Annotated in this window: 15 protein-coding genes; 3 read left to right on the top strand and 12 right to left on the bottom strand. The window is 73.8% G+C overall.

Annotation, left to right across the window (positions count from 1 at the left end; all coding sequences use genetic code 11):
* Positions 1-9: 9 nt before the first annotated feature.
* The 5 genes from carB to pyrR form a co-directional block, all read right to left on the bottom strand.
* Positions 10-3,324: a carbamoyl-phosphate synthase large subunit gene (gene carB / locus FHL79_RS11935; protein ID WP_138758815.1), complete on the bottom strand. Its 3,315-nt coding sequence runs from the start codon at positions 3,322-3,324 to the stop codon at positions 10-12.
* Positions 3,324-4,481, bottom strand: coding sequence for a glutamine-hydrolyzing carbamoyl-phosphate synthase small subunit (carA, locus tag FHL79_RS11930; RefSeq protein WP_246080682.1), 1,158 nt, complete (start codon positions 4,479-4,481; stop codon positions 3,324-3,326). The genes carB and carA overlap by 1 nt, the downstream gene beginning before the upstream one ends.
* A gap of 73 nt (positions 4,482-4,554) precedes the next feature.
* Complete coding sequence (locus FHL79_RS11925) at positions 4,555-5,841, bottom strand: dihydroorotase (protein WP_138758814.1); 1,287 nt, start codon at positions 5,839-5,841, stop codon at positions 4,555-4,557.
* A gap of 69 nt (positions 5,842-5,910) precedes the next feature.
* Positions 5,911-6,837: an aspartate carbamoyltransferase catalytic subunit gene (locus FHL79_RS11920; RefSeq protein WP_138758813.1), complete on the bottom strand. Its 927-nt coding sequence runs from the start codon at positions 6,835-6,837 to the stop codon at positions 5,911-5,913.
* Positions 6,834-7,397 (bottom strand): bifunctional pyr operon transcriptional regulator/uracil phosphoribosyltransferase PyrR, encoded by a 564-nt coding sequence (gene pyrR / locus FHL79_RS11915; protein ID WP_138758812.1) that lies wholly within the window; start codon positions 7,395-7,397, stop codon positions 6,834-6,836. Before pyrR ends, FHL79_RS11920 begins: the two co-directional genes overlap by 4 nt.
* A gap of 255 nt (positions 7,398-7,652) precedes the next feature.
* Here pyrR and bldD point away from each other — a divergent pair, with 255 nt between their 5' ends.
* From bldD to FHL79_RS11900, 3 genes are all read left to right on the top strand, one after another.
* A complete protein-coding gene (gene bldD / locus FHL79_RS11910) occupies positions 7,653-8,195 on the top strand; it encodes a transcriptional regulator BldD (RefSeq protein ID WP_014741324.1) in 543 nt (180 codons plus the stop codon).
* 126 nt (positions 8,196-8,321) lie between these two features.
* Positions 8,322-9,536 (top strand): cytochrome P450 family protein, encoded by a 1,215-nt coding sequence (locus FHL79_RS11905; protein WP_138758811.1) that lies wholly within the window; start codon positions 8,322-8,324, stop codon positions 9,534-9,536.
* A gap of 32 nt (positions 9,537-9,568) precedes the next feature.
* Positions 9,569-10,414: a class I SAM-dependent methyltransferase gene (locus FHL79_RS11900; RefSeq protein ID WP_138758810.1), complete on the top strand. Its 846-nt coding sequence runs from the start codon at positions 9,569-9,571 to the stop codon at positions 10,412-10,414.
* A gap of 48 nt (positions 10,415-10,462) precedes the next feature.
* Here the strand turns inward: FHL79_RS11900 and nusB are convergent, their stop codons facing one another.
* Genes nusB through aroC form a run of 7 tightly spaced genes read right to left on the bottom strand, consistent with a single transcriptional unit; the run spans position 10,463 to position 15,733 of the window.
* Positions 10,463-10,870: a transcription antitermination factor NusB gene (nusB, locus tag FHL79_RS11895; RefSeq protein ID WP_138758809.1), complete on the bottom strand. Its 408-nt coding sequence runs from the start codon at positions 10,868-10,870 to the stop codon at positions 10,463-10,465.
* A gap of 4 nt (positions 10,871-10,874) precedes the next feature.
* Complete coding sequence (gene efp / locus FHL79_RS11890; RefSeq protein ID WP_026845080.1) at positions 10,875-11,435, bottom strand: elongation factor P; 561 nt, start codon at positions 11,433-11,435, stop codon at positions 10,875-10,877.
* Positions 11,436-12,539: a M24 family metallopeptidase gene (locus tag FHL79_RS11885; RefSeq protein WP_138758808.1), complete on the bottom strand. Its 1,104-nt coding sequence runs from the start codon at positions 12,537-12,539 to the stop codon at positions 11,436-11,438.
* The gene (aroQ, locus tag FHL79_RS11880; RefSeq protein ID WP_138758807.1) at positions 12,536-12,970 is read right to left on the bottom strand and encodes a type II 3-dehydroquinate dehydratase; all 435 of its coding nucleotides are present in this window, start codon (positions 12,968-12,970) and stop codon (positions 12,536-12,538) included. Before aroQ ends, FHL79_RS11885 begins: the two co-directional genes overlap by 4 nt.
* Positions 12,967-14,031, bottom strand: coding sequence for a 3-dehydroquinate synthase (gene aroB, locus FHL79_RS11875; RefSeq protein ID WP_138758806.1), 1,065 nt, complete (start codon positions 14,029-14,031; stop codon positions 12,967-12,969). The genes aroQ and aroB overlap by 4 nt, the downstream gene beginning before the upstream one ends.
* Positions 14,028-14,558, bottom strand: a complete 531-nt coding sequence (locus tag FHL79_RS11870) for a shikimate kinase (protein WP_138758805.1) — start codon at positions 14,556-14,558, stop codon at positions 14,028-14,030. Before FHL79_RS11870 ends, aroB begins: the two co-directional genes overlap by 4 nt.
* Positions 14,555-15,733, bottom strand: a complete 1,179-nt coding sequence (gene aroC, locus FHL79_RS11865) for a chorismate synthase (RefSeq protein ID WP_138758804.1) — start codon at positions 15,731-15,733, stop codon at positions 14,555-14,557. Before aroC ends, FHL79_RS11870 begins: the two co-directional genes overlap by 4 nt.
* Positions 15,734-15,949 lie beyond the last annotated feature (216 nt).

The following is a 15,949-nucleotide window of genomic DNA, read 5'->3' as shown; positions in this document are numbered from 1 at the left end:
CGGGGTCGGTCACGACTGGGCCCGCTCGGCGGCCTGGGCGGCGGCGAGCGCCCGGTGCAGGTCCTGCAGGCTGCGCACGCCGAGCTCCCCGCGGCGCAGCGCCTCCACCCCCTGCACGGTGGCGGCCATGCCCTGCACCGTGGTGATGCACGGGACGCCCATGCCCACGGCGGCGGCGCGGATCTCGTACCCGTCGAGCCGCGGGCCGCTGTTGCCGGGCGTCCCGAACGGGGTGTTGACGACGATGTCGACGTCCCCGGCCAGGATCCGCTCGACCACGTTGCCCGGACCCTGCGAGAACTTGCCGACGACCTCGCAGGTCACCCCGTTGCGGCGGAGCACCTGGGCGGTGCCGACGGTGGCCAGCACGGTGAACCCGAGGTCGGCCAGCCGCTTGATCGGGAAGATCGCCGCCCGCTTGTCCCGGTTGGCCAGCGAGACGAACACCGTGCCGGTGGTGGGCAGGTTGCCGTACGCAGCGGCTTGGGACTTCGCGAACGCGGTGCCGAACTCCGCGTCGATGCCCATCACCTCGCCGGTCGACTTCATCTCCGGCCCGAGGATCGTGTCCACGCCGTGGCCCTCGACGGTGCGGAAGCGGTGGAAGGGCAGCACCGCCTCCTTGACCGCGATCGGCCCGTCGACCGGGAGGTCGGTGCCGTCGCCGGTGGCCGGCAGCACCCCCGCCTGCCGCAGCGAGGCGATGCTCTCCCCCACCGCGATCCGGGCGGCGGCCTTGGCCAGCTGCACCGCCGTCGCCTTGGAGACGAAGGGAACGGTGCGGCTGGCCCGGGGGTTGGCCTCCAGGACGTAGAGGACGTCGTCCTTGAGCGCGTACTGCACGTTCATCAGCCCGCGCACGCCGATCCGGGCGGCCAGCGCCTCGGTCGCGCGGCGGATGGCGGCGAGGTCCGCGCCGCCCAGCGTGATCGGCGGCAGCGCGCACGCCGAGTCACCGGAGTGGATGCCGGCCTCCTCGATGTGCTCCATGACCCCGCCGAGGTACAGGTCGGTGCCGTCGAAGAGCGCGTCGACGTCGATCTCGATGGCGTCCTCGAGGAACCGGTCGACCAGCACCGGGTGGTCGGTGCTCACGTCGGTGGCCTTGGTGATGTACGCCTCGAGCATGGCGTCCTCGTAGACGATCTCCATGCCGCGACCGCCCAGCACGTAGGAGGGCCGGACCAGCACCGGGTAGCCGATGGCGGCCGCGATCTCCTTCGCCTCGGCCGACGTGGTGGCCATGCCGTGCTTGGGCGCGAGCAGTCCGGTGTCGCGCAGCACCCGGGAGAAGGCGCCGCGGTCCTCGGCGGCGTCGATGGCCTCCGGCGAGGTGCCCAGCACCGGGACGCCGGCGTCCTTGAGCCGCTGCGCCAGCGCCAGCGGCGTCTGCCCGCCGAGGGTGCAGATGACCCCGGCGACCGGCCCGGCGGCGCGCTCGGCCTCGACGACCTCCAGCACGTCCTCGAAGGTCAGCGGCTCGAAGTACAGCCGGTCGGCGGTGTCGTAGTCGGTGGAGACGGTCTCCGGGTTGCAGTTGACCATCACCGCCTCGTAGCCGGCGTCCTGCAGCGCCATGACCGCGTGCACGCAGGAGTAGTCGAACTCCACGCCCTGCCCGATCCGGTTCGGGCCCGAACCGAGGATGAGCACCGCCGGGCGCTCGCGCGGCTCGACCTCGTTCTCCTCGTCGTAGGAGGAGTAGTGGTACGGCGTCCGGGCGGCGAACTCCGCGGCGCAGGTGTCCACGGTCTTGTAGACCGGCCGGATGCCCAGCCGCCAGCGCAGCCGGCGGACGCCGTCCTCACCGGCGAGCTCCGGGCGCAGCTCGGCGACCTGCCGGTCGGACAGGCCGTGCCGCTTGGCCGTCGCGAGCAGCTCCGGGGTCAGCGCCGGCGCCTCGCGGACCTGCTCCCCGATCTCGGTGACCAGCGCGATCTGGTCGACGAACCAGGCGTCGAAGCCCGACGCCGCCGACACCTGCTCGACGGTGACGCCGGCGGCCAGCGCGCGCTGCGCGGTGTACAGCCGGCCGTCGACCGGGGTGCGCAGCGCCTCGAGCAGCTCCTCGGCGCTCGACCCGTCCTCCGGCGTCGTCCAGAACCCGGCGGCCGTGGTCTCGGTCGACCGCATCGCCTTGCCCAGCGCCTCGGTGAAGTTGCGGCCCATCGCCATGACCTCGCCGACGCTCTTCATCGTCGTGGTCAGCCGCGGGTCGGCGCCCGGGAACTTCTCGAAGGCGAAGCGCGGGATCTTCACCACGACGTAGTCCAGCGACGGCTCGAAGGACGCCGGGGTGACCCCGGTGATGTCGTTGGTGATCTCGTCGAGGGTGTAGCCGATGGCCAGCTTCGCGGCGATCTTGGCGATCGGGAAGCCGGTGGCCTTGGAGGCCAGCGCGCTGGACCGGGACACCCGCGGGTTCATCTCGATCACGACCAGCCGGCCGGTCCCGGGGTGGACGGCGAACTGGATGTTGCACCCGCCGGTGTCCACGCCGACCTCGCGCAGCACCGCGATGCCGACGTCGCGCATCTGTTGGTACTCGCGGTCGGTGAGGGTCATCGCGGGGGCGACGGTCACCGAGTCGCCGGTGTGCACGCCCATCGCGTCGATGTTCTCGATCGAGCAGATGACCACCACGTTGTCGCTGCGGTCGCGCATCAGCTCCAGCTCGAACTCCTTCCAGCCGAGCACCGACTCCTCGATCAGCACGGTGTGGACGGGTGAGTCGGCCAGTCCGTGGCCGGCCATCCGGCGCAGCATCGGCTCGTCGGTCGCGATCCCCGAGCCCAGCCCGCCCATGGTGAAGCTGGGCCGGATCACGACCGGGTAGCCGACCTCCTCGGCGGTGGCGATCGCCTCGTCGACCGTCGAGCAGACCGTGGAGCGGGGGGCGTCGGCGCCGATGGACCGGACGATGTCCTTGAACCGCTGCCGGTCCTCACCGCGGTTGATCGCCTCGACGTCGGCGCCGATGAGCTGGACGCCGTACTTCTCCAGCACGCCGTTCTCGAAGAGCCCGATCGCGATGTTCAGCGCCGTCTGCCCGCCCAGGGTGGCGAGCACCGCGTCGGGCCGCTCGGCGGCGATGACCCGCTCGACGAACTCCGCGGTCAGCGGCTCGACGTAGGTGGCGTCGGCGACCTCGGGGTCGGTCATGATCGTGGCCGGGTTGCTGTTGACCAGGCTGACTCGCAGCCCCTCGGCCTTGAGCACCCGGCAGGCCTGGGTGCCGGAGTAGTCGAACTCGCTGGCCTGGCCGATGACGATCGGACCGGAGCCGATGACCAGCACGTGCTCCAGATCGGTGCGCTTGGGCATCAGGCCTTCTCCCCCGTGCTCGAGTCGACGACGGGTGCTGGGGTCACCGCGCTGCCTTCCCTGGTCGCCGCCATCAGGTCGACGAACCGGCCGAACAGCGGGTTGGCGTCGTGCGGGCCGGCGGCGGCCTCGGGGTGGAACTGGACGCTGAACGCCGGCGCCCCGGTGAGCCGCAGGCCCTCGACCACGTCGTCGTTCAAGCCGACGTGGCTGACCTCGACCGGGCCGAACGGGGTGTCCACCGGGCGGTCCAGCGGGGCGTCGACGGCGAAGCCGTGGTTGTGGCTGGTGACCCGGACGGTGCCGCTGACCCGGTCCAGCACCGGCTGGTTCAGGCCGCGGTGGCCGAAGCGCAGCTTGTAGGTGCCCAGCCCGAGCGCGCGGCCCAGGATCTGGTTGCCGAAGCAGATGCCGAACAGCGGCCGACGGGCCTCGAGCACCCCACGCACCGCCTCGACCGCGTAGTCGGCGGCCGCCGGGTCGCCGGGGCCGTTGGAGACGAAGACCCCGTCGATGCCCGCCTCGAGCAGCTGCTCGGCGGTCGCCCGCGCGGGGAGCACGTGGGTCTCCACCCCGAGCTCGGCCAGGGCGCGCGGGGTGGCGGTCTTGATGCCCAGGTCCAGCGCGGCGATCGTGAACCGCTTCTCCCCCACCGCCGGGACGACGTAGGGCTCGCTCGCGCTGACGCTGGGAGCGAGGTCGGCGCCGCTCATGCTCGGGCTGCCGGTGACCTGCGCCAGCAGCTCCTCGGCCCCCAGCTCGGTGCTGATGCCCGCGCGCATGGCGCCGCGGTCGCGCAGGTGCCGGGTCAGCGCCCGGGTGTCGATGCCGCTGATCCCGACCACGCCCTGGGCGACCAGCTCGTCGTCCAGGCTGCCGGTGGCCCGCCAGTTCGCCGGGCGGCGGGCGGGGTCGCGGACGACGAAGCCGGCCACCCACATCCGGCGGCTCTCGTCGTCCTCGCCGTTCACGCCGGTGTTGCCGACGTGCGGTGCGGTCATCGCGACGATCTGGCCGGCGTAGCTGGGGTCGGTGAGGGTCTCCTGGTAACCGGTCATCCCGGTGGAGAACACCGCCTCGCCGACCGTCGTGCCGGGAGCGCCGTAGGTCTCGCCACGGAACGTGCGCCCGTCCTCGAGCACCAAGATCGCGGTCACGATGCCACCGTTCCCGGCCACGCTCGCTCCGCTCCTCGCTCGTTCCTCGCTGCGATGCTCACTCGCTGCCGGTTCACCGTTGTGCCTTTCCGTCGAGCACCGTCGGTGCTCCTCTCAGGAACGTGTGGACGACGCGGCCGGGGAGCTCCCGGCCGGCATAGGGGCTGTTGCAGCTGCGGCTGGCCAGCGCGGCCGGGTCGACGGTGGCCCGGTGCGCGGGGTCCAGCAGCAGCAGGTTGGCCGGCTCGCCGACGGCGAGCGGGCGGCCGTGGGACTCGAGCCGGCCGATCGCCGCGGGGGCGACCGACATCCGCTCGGCGACACCGCGCCAGTCGAGGAGCCCGGGCTCGACCATGGTCTGCACGACCACGGCCAGCGCCTGCTCGAGGCCGAGCATCCCCGGGCGGGCCGAGGCCCACTCGCTCTCCTTGTCCTCCACCGCGTGCGGCGCGTGGTCGGTGGCGACGGCGTCGATCGTGCCGTCGGCCAGCCCGGCCCGCAGCGCCTGCACGTCGGCCTCGGTGCGCAGCGGCGGGTTGACCTTGTACACGGGGTCGTAGCCCTCGGCGCACTCGTCGGTGAGCAGCAGGTGGTGCGGGGTGACCTCGGCGGTGACCTGCACGCCGCGGCTCTTCGCCCAGCGCAGGATCTCCACCGAGCCCGCCGTCGACACGTGGCAGACGTGCAGCCGGGCGCCGACGTGCCCGGCGAGCAGCACGTCGCGGGCGATCACCGCCTCCTCGGCGGCGGCCGGCCAGCCGGTCAGGCCGAGCCGGGCGGATCGGTCGCCCTCGTTCATCTGCGCGCCGACGGTGAGCCGGGGCTCCTCGGCGTGCTGCGCGACCACGCCGTCCAGCGCCTTGACGTACTCCAGCGCGCGGCGCATCAGCGCCGGGTCGGCCACGCAGTGCCCGTCGTCGGAGAAGACCCGGACCCGGGCGGCGGAGTCGGCCATCGCGCCGAGCTCGGCCAGCCGCTCACCGCGCAGGCCGACGGTCACCGCACCGACCGGGACGACGTCGACCAGGCCGGCGTGGCGGCCCAGCCGCCAGACCTGCTCGACGACGCCGGCGGTGTCGGCGACCGGGTCGGTGTTGGCCATCGCGTGGACCGCGGTGTACCCGCCCAGCGCGGCGGCGCGGCTGCCGGTCTCGACGGTCTCGGCGTCCTCCCGGCCCGGCTCGCGCAGGTGCGTGTGCAGGTCGACCAGGCCGGGCAGGGCGACCAGCCCGGCGGCCTCGACGACGTCGGCGCCGGGCACGGTCAGCTCGTCGCCGACCGCGGCGATCCGGCCGCCCGTGACGAGGATGTCGACGGCGTCCTCGCCGTACGGGCGGGCGCCCTTGATCAGCGTGCTCATGCTCCGACCCCCGCCTCGCTGGCGCTCGTCGTTCGCTCCGCGCCTCGCTCGCTGGCGCTCACTCGATGCTCACTCACTTGCGGATGCGCCTCCCAGCAGCAGGTACAGGACGGCCATGCGCACGGAGACGCCGTTGCCGACCTGGTCGACGATCGTGGAGCGCGCGGAGTCGGCCACCACGGCGGCGATCTCCATGCCCCGGTTCATCGGCCCCGGGTGCATGACGATCGCGTCGTCGGGCAGCGCGCCCATCCGCCGGCCGTCGAGGCCGTAGCGGCGGCTGTACTCGCGGGCGCTAGGGAAGAACGAGGCGTTCATCCGCTCCGCCTGGACCCGCAGCATCATCACCACGTCGGCCTTGGGCAGGACGGCGTCCAGGTCGTAGCCGACCTGCACCGGCCAGCTCCCGACGCCGACCGGCAGCAGCGTCGGCGGGGCGACCAGGGTGACCTCGGCGCCCAGCGTGGCGAGCAGCCAGACGTTGGACCGGGCCACCCGGCTGTGCAGCACGTCGCCGACGACCACCACCCGGATGCCGTCGAGCCGGCCCAGCCGCTGCCGGATCGTGTACGCGTCCAGCAGCGCCTGCGTGGGGTGCTCGTGGGTGCCGTCGCCGGCGTTGACCACGCTCCCCTGCACCCACTGCGCCAGCCGGTGCGGGGCCCCGGAGGCGCCGTGCCGCACCACGATCGCGTCGCTGCCCATCGCCTCCAGGGTCAGCGCGGTGTCTTTGAGGCTCTCGCCCTTGGAGACGCTGCTGCCCTTGGCGGAGAAGTTGATGACGTCGGCGCTCAGTCGCTTGGCGGCCAGCTCGAAGGAGATCCGGGTGCGGGTGGAGTCCTCGTAGAAGAGGTTGACCACGGTACGGCCGCGCAGCGTGGGCAGCTTCTTGACCTCGCGGCCGGCCAGCGCGGACTCGATCTGCGCCGCGGTGTCGAGCACCAGGGTGGCGTCGTCCCGGTCCAGGTCGGCGGCCTCCAGCAGGTGCCGCTTCACTGGGTGACCGTCACCGAGTCGGCACCGTCGACCTCGGCGAGGCGCACCTTCACCGACTGGCTGCGGGACGTCGGCACGTTCTTGCCGACGTAGTCCGCGCGGATCGGCAGCTCCCGGTGGCCGCGGTCGACCAGCACCGCCAGCTGCACGGCGCGGGGCCGGCCGAGGTCGCGCAGCGCGTCCAGCGCGGCGCGCACCGAGCGGCCGGAGAAGAGCACGTCGTCGACGAGCACGACCAGCCGGCCGTCGATGCCGGTCTCGGGCAGCCGGGTGTCCTCCAGCGCCCGCACCCCGCGCAGCCGCAGGTCGTCGCGGTAGAGGGTGATGTCGACGGTGCCGACGTCGACCTGCACGCCACTGAACGCCTCGATCCGGGCGGCGAGCCGGCGGGCCAGCGGGGCACCGCGGGTCGGGATGCCGACGAGCACGAGCCCGGCGAGGTCCGGCCCCGCCTTCTCGATCAGCTGGTGGGCGATCCGGTCGACCACCCGGGCCAGGTCCTCGGCGGACAGCAGCGGAGCGGGCGACGGTTCGACGGGCAGCGCGGATGACTCGGTCATCGCAGCCTCCTTCCCCGCCTCACGGGACGGGTCGTTAAAGGAGTGGGCCGTCGTCGACGCGGCTGCGCCGGCGGCGGTGTGGACCGCGGACGACGGTACTGCACAGCGCGTTGTGACCCCGCTCGCGCCCGTTCACCCGGTCCTGGTGAGAGATCTGACCCATCGGGGCCACCTGACTGTTGCCGCCACCCCGCAACCAGTACTCTGCGTCACCAGTACCGTCCCGATACGACGACAGTCAGTGAGCAGAGGGTCATGAGCACCGACTACTCCAGGGCGCTTGGCGCCCGCCTGCGGGCCATCCGCAACCAGCAAGGACTGTCGTTGCAGGGCGTGGAGGACAAGTCCCACGGCCGGTGGAAGGCCGTCGTCGTCGGCTCGTACGAGCGCGGCGACCGTGCTGTCACCGTGCAGCGGCTCTCCGAGCTCGCCGTGTTCTACGGCGTGCCGGTCTCCGAGCTCCTGCCCGACCCGCGGCCCAGCTCCGCGGTCACCAAGAGCACCAAGATCGTGCTGAACCTGGAGTCGCTGGGCTCGCTGCCCGCCGACGAGGCCGGCCCGCTCGCGCGCTACGCCTCGACGATCCAGGCGCAGCGGCACGACTACAACGGCAAGGTGCTGTCGATCCGCGCCGAGGACCTCAAGTCCCTGGCGATCATCTACGACATGAGCCCCGACGAGCTGACCACCCGGCTCATCGAGTGGGGCGTGCTCTCCCCCGGCGCCGACGGCAGCATCTACGCCGACGTCGACGACGACGAGCCCGCCTGGGGCGATCGCCGCCGCTCCCCGCGCTGACCGGAGGGCCCCACCGCCTGCAGGTCTGCGGCGGGGCCGGCACCAGGGGCCGGAGCAGGGTGTTCCCGAGGGCCCGGAGCGAGCACGCTGGGCACCGTCGACCGCCGCCGCACCCACGGGACCGCCATGACCACGGACAGCGCGCGCACTCCCTTCGCCGCGACCACCCTCGCCGAGCGCCACGAGGTCCACGCCGACCTCGCGGCCAGCGGCACGGTGCACCGTGTCCGCCTGCCGGACGGCGAGCCGGCGTGGCTGGTGACCGGCTACGACGAGGTGCGGCAGGCACTCGCCGACCCGCGTCTGGTCAAGGGCGGGCCGCCGCCCGTGGTGCCCGGCCAGCCGCTGCCCGCCGACGTGCACCACGCCATGATGAGCGACCTGCTGCACCTCGATCCTCCCGACCACACCCGGCTCCGTCGGCTGGTGTCGTCGGCCTTCACCCGGCCACGGGTGGAGGCCCTCGGCCCGCGGATCGAGCAGGTCGCCGACGAGCTGCTGGACCGGATGCTGGCCGACGCCGCGTCGGAGACCGACCTGATCGCGGCGTACGCCTTCCCGCTGCCCATGACCGTCCTGTGCGAGCTGCTGGGCATACCCGCCGACGACGCACCCGCGTTCCGCGGCTGGTCGACCACGCTGATCAGCGGCTCGCTCGCGCCCGTCTCCGACTGGGTGCACTCGGCCACCGCGTTGGTCGGCTACGTCCGGGACCTCCTCGACCGCAGACGACGGACGCCGGCCGACGACCTGCTCGATGCGCTGGTCGCGGCGCGCGACGGGACGGACCGGCTCAGCGAGGACGAGCTGACCAGCATGGTCTTCCTGCTGCTGATCGCCGGGCAGGAGACGACGGTGAACCTGATCGCCAACGGCACGCTCACCCTGCTCGTGCACCCCGAGGAACTGGCGGCCGTCCGCACCGACGCGACCCTGCTGCCCGCGGTGGTGGAAGAGGTGTTGCGCTACGAGGGACCGGTGCAGGTCGCCACCCCTCGGATCGCCGCCGCCCCGGTCGAGCTCGCAGGCACCCCGATCGCCCCGGGCGACGTCGTCGTCCCGTCCGTGCTGGCCGCCGGCCGCGACCCGCGCCACCGAGGGGCCGATGTGTTCCAGCCGCGGCGGAGGCCGCCGCTGCCCCACACGGCGTTCGGGCACGGGGTGCACCACTGCCTGGGCGCACCGCTCGCCCGGCTGGAAGGGCGGATCGCCCTCGAGCGTCTGCTCGGCCGGTGTCCCGACCTGCGGCTGGCCACCGACCCGGACCGCCTGCTGCTCCGCCCGAGCATGCTCATGCACGGGCTGACCTCGCTCCCCGTGGCGGTGTCCCGCCCGGGCTGACCGATCCCGCCGCCGGCCTCCAGGAGGAGCGCATGTCGCAGGACGTGACCGTGGACCCGTCGAACCGGGAGCAGGCGCACGCCTGGAACGGGACGGCGGGCGCCACGTGGGCCGCGGAGGCGCAGCGCTTCGACACCAGCGTCAGCGGCTACCGCGAGGCCCTCCGGGCGGCGGCCGCCGTGCCTGCCGGGGGCGCCGTCCTCGACGTGGGCTGCGGCACCGGCCAGGTGACGCGCGATGCCGTGCGTGACGGCGCGTCGTCCGCCCTCGGCGTGGACCTGTCCGCCCGGATGATCGAGGTCGCCCGTGACCTGGCTCGGCAGGAGGGCCTGCCCGGCGCCCGTTTCCTCCAGGCGGACGCGCAGGTCCACCCGTTCCCCGAGGCGTCCGTCGACCTGGTCCTCAGCCGGACCGGGACGATGTTCTTCGGGAACCCGCCGGCCGCGTTCGCGAACCTCGCCCGGGCCACCCGCTCGGGTGGCCGGCTCGTCCAGCTGGTGTGGGGTCCCCTGCAGGCGAACGAGTGGCTGCCCGCGCTCGCCGGTGCCCTCGCCGGCCGGGCGCTGCCGGCACCCGCGCCGGACGCGCCGGGACCGTTCTCGCTCAGCGACCCCGAGCGCGTGCACGGTCTGCTCGCCGGGGCCGGCTACACCGACCGTCGCCTGGAGCAGGTCAGCGCGCCGCTGGTCCTCGGACGGGACCCGGACGACGCGGAGCGCTTCGTGCTCGGCTTCCTCGGCTGGCTGCTCGACGGGCTGGACGACGCCGGACGGGCCGAGGCCCGCGGTCGGCTCCGGATCAGCCTGGAGGAGCACCGGGACGGGGACCGGGTCGCCTACGGCTCGTCGGCCTGGCTCGTCACCGCCCGTCGTCCATGACGCGCCCCGGTGGCTCCCGCACGGGACCGGGGCGAGCGGGAGGGATCCCTACTGGGTGGGGATCTCGGCCTTGACGATGCCGCCGAGCACGCCGTTGACGTAGGCCGGGGAGTCGTCGGTCGAGAGCGCCTTGGCCAGCTCCACCGCCTCGTCGATGACCACCGCATCGGGGACGTCGTCGACCCACAGCAGCTCGTAGACCGCCATCCGCAGGATCGCGCGGTCCACGTCGGGCAGCCGGTCCAGCGACCAGCCCTGCGCGTGCTCCTCGATCAGCTCGTCTATCCGGGCGCCCTGCTCGACCGCGCCCTCGACCAACCGGACGGCGTGGTCGGGCACCGGGGGGTTGCCGTCGGCGATGCGGTCGCGCAGCACGGCGAGCGGGTCGTTGCGGCGCAGGTCGGCCTCGTAGAGGACGTCGACCGCGCGCTTGCGCGCCTTGGAACGAGCGCTCACGAGGTCAGCTGACCCGGCCGAGGTAACGACCGTCGCGGGTGTCCACCTTCAGCTTCTCGCCGGTGGTGATGAACAGCGGGACCTGGATCTCCGCGCCGGTCTCCAGGGTGGCGGGCTTGGTGCCACCGGTGGAGCGGTCGCCCTGCAGACCCGGGTCGGTGTGCTGCACCACGAGCTCCATGGTCACCGGCAGCTCGACGTACAGGGGGGTGTCGTCGTGCACCGCCACGACGACCTCGGTGTTCTCCAGCAGGTAGCTCGCGCCGTCGCCGAGGGTGGCGGCCGGGACGTAGATCTGCTCGAAGGTGTCGCCGTCCATGAAGACGTAGTCGGTGCCGTCGGCGTACAGGTAGGTCATCGAGCGCTTGTCGACGTTCGCCGTCTCGACCTTGGTGCCGGCGTTGAAGGTGCGGTCGACGACCTTGCCCGAGAGCACGTTCTTGAGGGTGGTGCGCACGAAGGCGCCGCCCTTGCCCGGCTTCACGTGCTGGAAGTCGGTCACGGTCCACAGCTGCCCGTCCAGGTTGAGGACGGTGCCGTTCTTGAGGTCGTTGGTGGTAGCCATCTAGAGGACCAGCAGTTCCTTGCTCGTGAGGGTCAACAACTCGGGCTCGTCGTCCGTGACCACCAGGGTGTCCTCGATCCGGACACCGCCGTGGCCGGGCAGGTAGACGCCAGGCTCCACGGTGACGGCCATGCCAGCGCTCAGGGTACCTGCGCCGAGCGCGGAGATGCCCGGTGCCTCGTGGATCTCCAGGCCCACCCCGTGCCCGAGGCCGTGGGTGAAGTGGTCGCCGTGACCGGCCTCGACGATCACGTCGCGGGACGCGGCGTCGACGGCGATGACGTCGGCTCCCACCGCCAGCGCCGCGCGGCCGGCGGCCTGCGACGCCGCGACCAGCTCGTACACCTCGCGCTGCCAGTCCGCGGCGTGCCCGAGGACCAGCGTGCGGGTCATGTCGGAGTGGTAGCCGGCGACGGTGGCACCGAAGTCGAGCTTCAGGAGGTCGCCGTCGCGGAGCACGGAGGTGTCGGGTCGGTGGTGCGGGATCGCCGAGTTCGCCCCGGTCGCCACGATGGTCTCGAAGCTGGGGGCCTCGGCGCCCAGGGTGAGCATCCGGGCGTCCAGCTCCCGGCCGACCTCCAGCTCGCTGCGGCCCGGCCGGAGCGCGCCCTCGGCGGCGAGCTCGGCCAGCGCCCGGTCGGCGACCGCGCACGCCTGGCGCAGCGCCTCGATCTCGGCGTCGTCCTTGACCGCGCGCAGCGCCTCGACCGCCCGCCGGATGCTCACCAGCTCGGCGGCCCGGCCGCTGCCGGCGGTGTCGGTGAGCACCCGCTCGAGCCCCCGCAGCCCGTCGACGGTCACGTCGTGGGACTCGTAGCCGATGCGCCCGGAACCGCGCCGCACCGCCTCGGCCGCCAGCGCCGAGGTGGTGGCCCGGTCGACCAGCAGCTCGACGTCGGGCACCTGGGTGCCGGCCTGGGTCGTGTACCGGCCGTCGGTCCCGAACAGGTCCGCTCCGTCGGTGCGCAGCAGCAGCGCACCGTTGGACCCGGTGAACCCGGTCAGGTAGCGGACGTTGAGCAGGTTGGTGACCAGGACGGCGTCCAGCCCCGCCTCCGCAGCGGTGGCCCGCAGCCGGTCGCGGCGCCCTGCCTCCCGGGTCATCGGACGCCCTTTCCGGCCAGGTAGCGCAGCGCCAGCTCGTACCCGGCGATGCCCAGCCCGGCGATCACGCCGTCGGCGACGCCCGAGACGTAGGAGTGGTGCCGGAAGGCCTCCCGGCGGTGGATGTTGCTGATGTGCACCTCGACCAGCGGCCCGGTCAGCGCGGCGAGCGCGTCGGCCAGCACCACCGAGGTGTGCGACCAGCCGCCGGGGTTGATCACCACGGCGTCCCCGGCGTCGGCGGCGTCGTGCACCCAGCCGAGCAGCTCGGCCTCGGAGTCGGTCTGCCGGACGACGACGTCCAGCCCGAGTTCCGCGGCGGCGGCCTCGATGAGCCCGACCAGCTCGGGGTACGTCGTGTCGCCGTAGATCAGCGGCTCGCGGCTGCCGAGCCGGCCGAGGTTGGCGCCGTTCAGCACCTGGATGGTCATGCGGCCTCTCCGTTGACGGCTGCCCAGGCGGCGTCGAGCCAGGCCTGGTCGGGGTCGGTCAGGATCGTGGGGTTGCCGAGCCCGTCGAGGACGACGAAGCGCAGCGACGCACCGCGGGCCTTCTTGTCGATCCGCATCACCGACTGCAGGGCCGCCCAGTCGCCTCGGTAGCTCGTCGGCAGGCCCATCGCGGCGACCAGCTCGCGGTGCCGGTCGGCATCGGCCCGGCTCAGCCGCCCGGCGGCCGCGGCCAGCTCGGCGGCGAAGACCAGGCCGACCGCGACGGCCTCGCCGTGCCGCCAGCCGAAGTCCTCGACCCGCTCGATGGCGTGCGCGAGCGTGTGGCCGTAGTTGAGGAACTCGCGGCGGCCGGTGTCGTAGAGGTCCTCGCCGACGGCGTCGGCCTTGACCTGCACCGCCCGGGCGATGAGCTCGGCGGTGTCGGCGCGCCCGGTCGGGTCGGCCTCGAGCAGCTCCAGCACCCGCCCGTCGGCGATGAAGCCGCACTTGACGACCTCGGCGAGCCCGGACCGGAACTCCGCCCCGGGCAGCCCGGCGAGTGCGTCGGTGTCGGCCAGGACGGCAGCAGGCGGGTGGAACGCGCCCACCAGGTTCTTCCCGGCGGCGGTGTTGATGCCGGTCTTGCCGCCCACGGCCGCGTCGACCATGCCGAGCAGGCTGGTCGGCACCTGCACCACCCGCACGCCGCGCAGCCAGGTGGCGGCGAGGAAGCCGGCCAGGTCGGTCACCGCTCCCCCGCCGATGCCGACGACCGCGTCGGAGCGGGTCAGCCCGAGCCGGCCGAACTGCTCCCACGCACCGGCGGCCACCTCGGCGGTCTTGGCGGCCTCGCCGTCGGGGACGACGACCGCCTCGGCGGCGATCCCGGACTGCTGCAGGGTCTCCACCGCCGCGCCGGCCGCGGCGACCAGGGCACGGCTGTGCACCACGGCGGCCCGGGCGGTGCCGTCGAGCACGAGCCCGAGCTGCGCCTGCACGCCGGGGCCGATGAGGACGTCGTAGGGCCGGTCGCCGGCCACCGTGATCCGCCGCGCGGTCACCGCTGCACCGACCCGACGGCGGCCAGCACCTCGGCCACCACGTCGGTGACCGGGCGGCCGGAGGTGGAGACGGTCACGGTGGCGACCTCGGCGTACAGCGGGGCGCGGGCCTCGAGCATGGTGCGCAGCATGGCGCGTGGGTTGACCGCGAGCAGCGGCCGGTCCCGGGAGAGCCCGGCGCGCTTGGCCGCCGAGGCCACGTCGACGTCCAGCCAGAGGACCTCGCTCCCGGCACGACCGGCGGCGACCAGCAGCTGCCGGGTCGCCGCGCTGGTCACCGCACCGCCGCCGAGGGCCAGCACGCCGTCGTGCTCGGCGAGCGCCCGGGCGACCGCGCGCTCCTCCAGGGCCCGGAAGTGCGGCTCGCCGGAGGAGACGAACAGGTCGGCGACGGTCGTGCCGGTCTCGGCCTCGACGTCGGCGTCGGTGTCCCGGAACGCCAGGCCGAGCGCGGCCGCGACCGCCGTCCCGACCGTGGTCTTGCCCGAGGCAGGCGGGCCGACGACGACGAGGGCGGGCCCGGTCACCGGTAGCTGAGCCCGTCGAGGTAGCCCGCGACGTTGCGCCGGGTCTCGGGCACCGAGTCACCGCCGAACTTCTCCAGCACCGCGTCGGCGAGCACCAGGGCCACCATCGCCTCCATCACGACACTGCCCCGGGGGACGGCGCAGGCATCGCTGCGCTGGTTGATCGCGACCGCGGCCTCTCCGGTGGCGGTGTCGACGGTGGCCAGCGCGCGGGGCACGGTGCTGATCGGCTTCATCGCGGCCCGGACCCGCAGCACCTCGCCGTTGGTCATGCCGCCCTCGATGCCGCCGGCCCGGTCGGTGCGGCGGGACAGCTCGCCCTCGATCACGTCGATCTCGTCGTGGGCCACCGAGCCGCGGCGCCGCGAGGTCTCCAGCCCGTCGCCCACCTCGACGGCCTTCACCGACTGCACGCCCATCAGCGCACCGGCCAGCCGCGAGTCCAGCCGGCGGTCCCAGTGCACGTGGCTGCCCAGGCCCGGCGGCAGGCCGTGCACGACGACCTCGATCACCCCGCCGAGGGTGTCGCCGGACCGGCGGGCGTCGTCGATCTCCGCGGTCATCCGCTCGCTGGTCGCCGGGTCGGCGCAGCGCACCGGGTCCTCGTCGAGCCGCGGGTTGTCCTCCGGCCCGGGCAGCACCCCGTCGGGGACGACGACCGGTCCGATCGCGACCACGTGGCTGACCACCCGGACGCCGAGCACCTGGTGCAGGAACGCCTGGGCGACCGTGCCCAGCGCCACCCGCGCGGCGGTCTCCCGGGCGCTGGCCCGTTCGAGCACCGGGCGGGCGTCGTCGAAGCCGTACTTCTGCATCCCGGGCAGGTCCGCGTGGCCGGGCCGGGGCCGGGTCAGCGGGGCGTTGCGGGCCTGACCGGCGAGCACCTCGGCGTCGACCGGGTCCGCCGCCATCACCGTCGACCACTTGGGCCACTCGGTGTTGCCGACCTGGATCGCGATCGGGCCGCCCTGGGTGACGCCGTGGCGCACCCCGCCGGTGATCGTGACCTCGTCGGTCTCGAAGCTCATCCGGGCGCCGCGGCCGTGGCCGAGCCGGCGCCGGGCCAGCTGGAGGTCCACGTCGGCGGTCTGCACCTGCACCCCGGCCGGCAGCCCGTCCAGCACGGCGGTGAGCTGCTGACCGTGCGACTCACCTGCGGTCAGCCAGCGCAACATGCGCGCGATTCTGCCAGCAGCCCCGTCGGGCGCTGCCCCGGCACCCACGGATCAGCTGACCGGCAGCGGTCCGGCGAGCCATAGCGCCACGTAGGCGCCCACCAGCAGCGGCGGGCCGAACGGCACCCGGGTGCGCCAGCCGGCCCGGCCGAGGGCGATCAGCAGCACCGACCCGAACGCGCCCACGAGCAGCCCGGCGAAGACCCCGCCCAGGAG

The sequence above is a fragment of the Modestobacter altitudinis genome (genome assembly GCF_005930475.1).
Classification (GTDB): domain Bacteria; phylum Actinomycetota; class Actinomycetes; order Mycobacteriales; family Geodermatophilaceae; genus Modestobacter; species Modestobacter altitudinis.
The sequence above is the reverse complement of the archived record's forward strand: the minus strand, read 5'-3'. Positions and strand labels throughout refer to the sequence as shown.

Coding starts and splice junctions, on each gene's coding strand:
- pyrR (WP_138758812.1), bottom strand. CDS start 7,397: ATGACCGAGTCATCCGCGCTGCCCGTCGAACCGTCGCCCGCTCCGCTG.
- FHL79_RS11900 (WP_138758810.1), top strand. CDS start 9,569: ATGTCGCAGGACGTGACCGTGGACCCGTCGAACCGGGAGCAGGCGCAC.
- aroC (WP_138758804.1), bottom strand. CDS start 15,733: ATGTTGCGCTGGCTGACCGCAGGTGAGTCGCACGGTCAGCAGCTCACC.
- aroQ (WP_138758807.1), bottom strand. CDS start 12,970: ATGACCATCCAGGTGCTGAACGGCGCCAACCTCGGCCGGCTCGGCAGC.
- FHL79_RS11925 (WP_138758814.1), bottom strand. CDS start 5,841: ATGAGCACGCTGATCAAGGGCGCCCGCCCGTACGGCGAGGACGCCGTC.
- efp (WP_026845080.1), bottom strand. CDS start 11,435: ATGGCTACCACCAACGACCTCAAGAACGGCACCGTCCTCAACCTGGAC.
- FHL79_RS11885 (WP_138758808.1), bottom strand. CDS start 12,539: ATGACCCGGGAGGCAGGGCGCCGCGACCGGCTGCGGGCCACCGCTGCG.
- bldD (WP_014741324.1), top strand. CDS start 7,653: ATGAGCACCGACTACTCCAGGGCGCTTGGCGCCCGCCTGCGGGCCATC.
- carB (WP_138758815.1), bottom strand. CDS start 3,324: ATGCCCAAGCGCACCGATCTGGAGCACGTGCTGGTCATCGGCTCCGGT.
- FHL79_RS11905 (WP_138758811.1), top strand. CDS start 8,322: ATGACCACGGACAGCGCGCGCACTCCCTTCGCCGCGACCACCCTCGCC.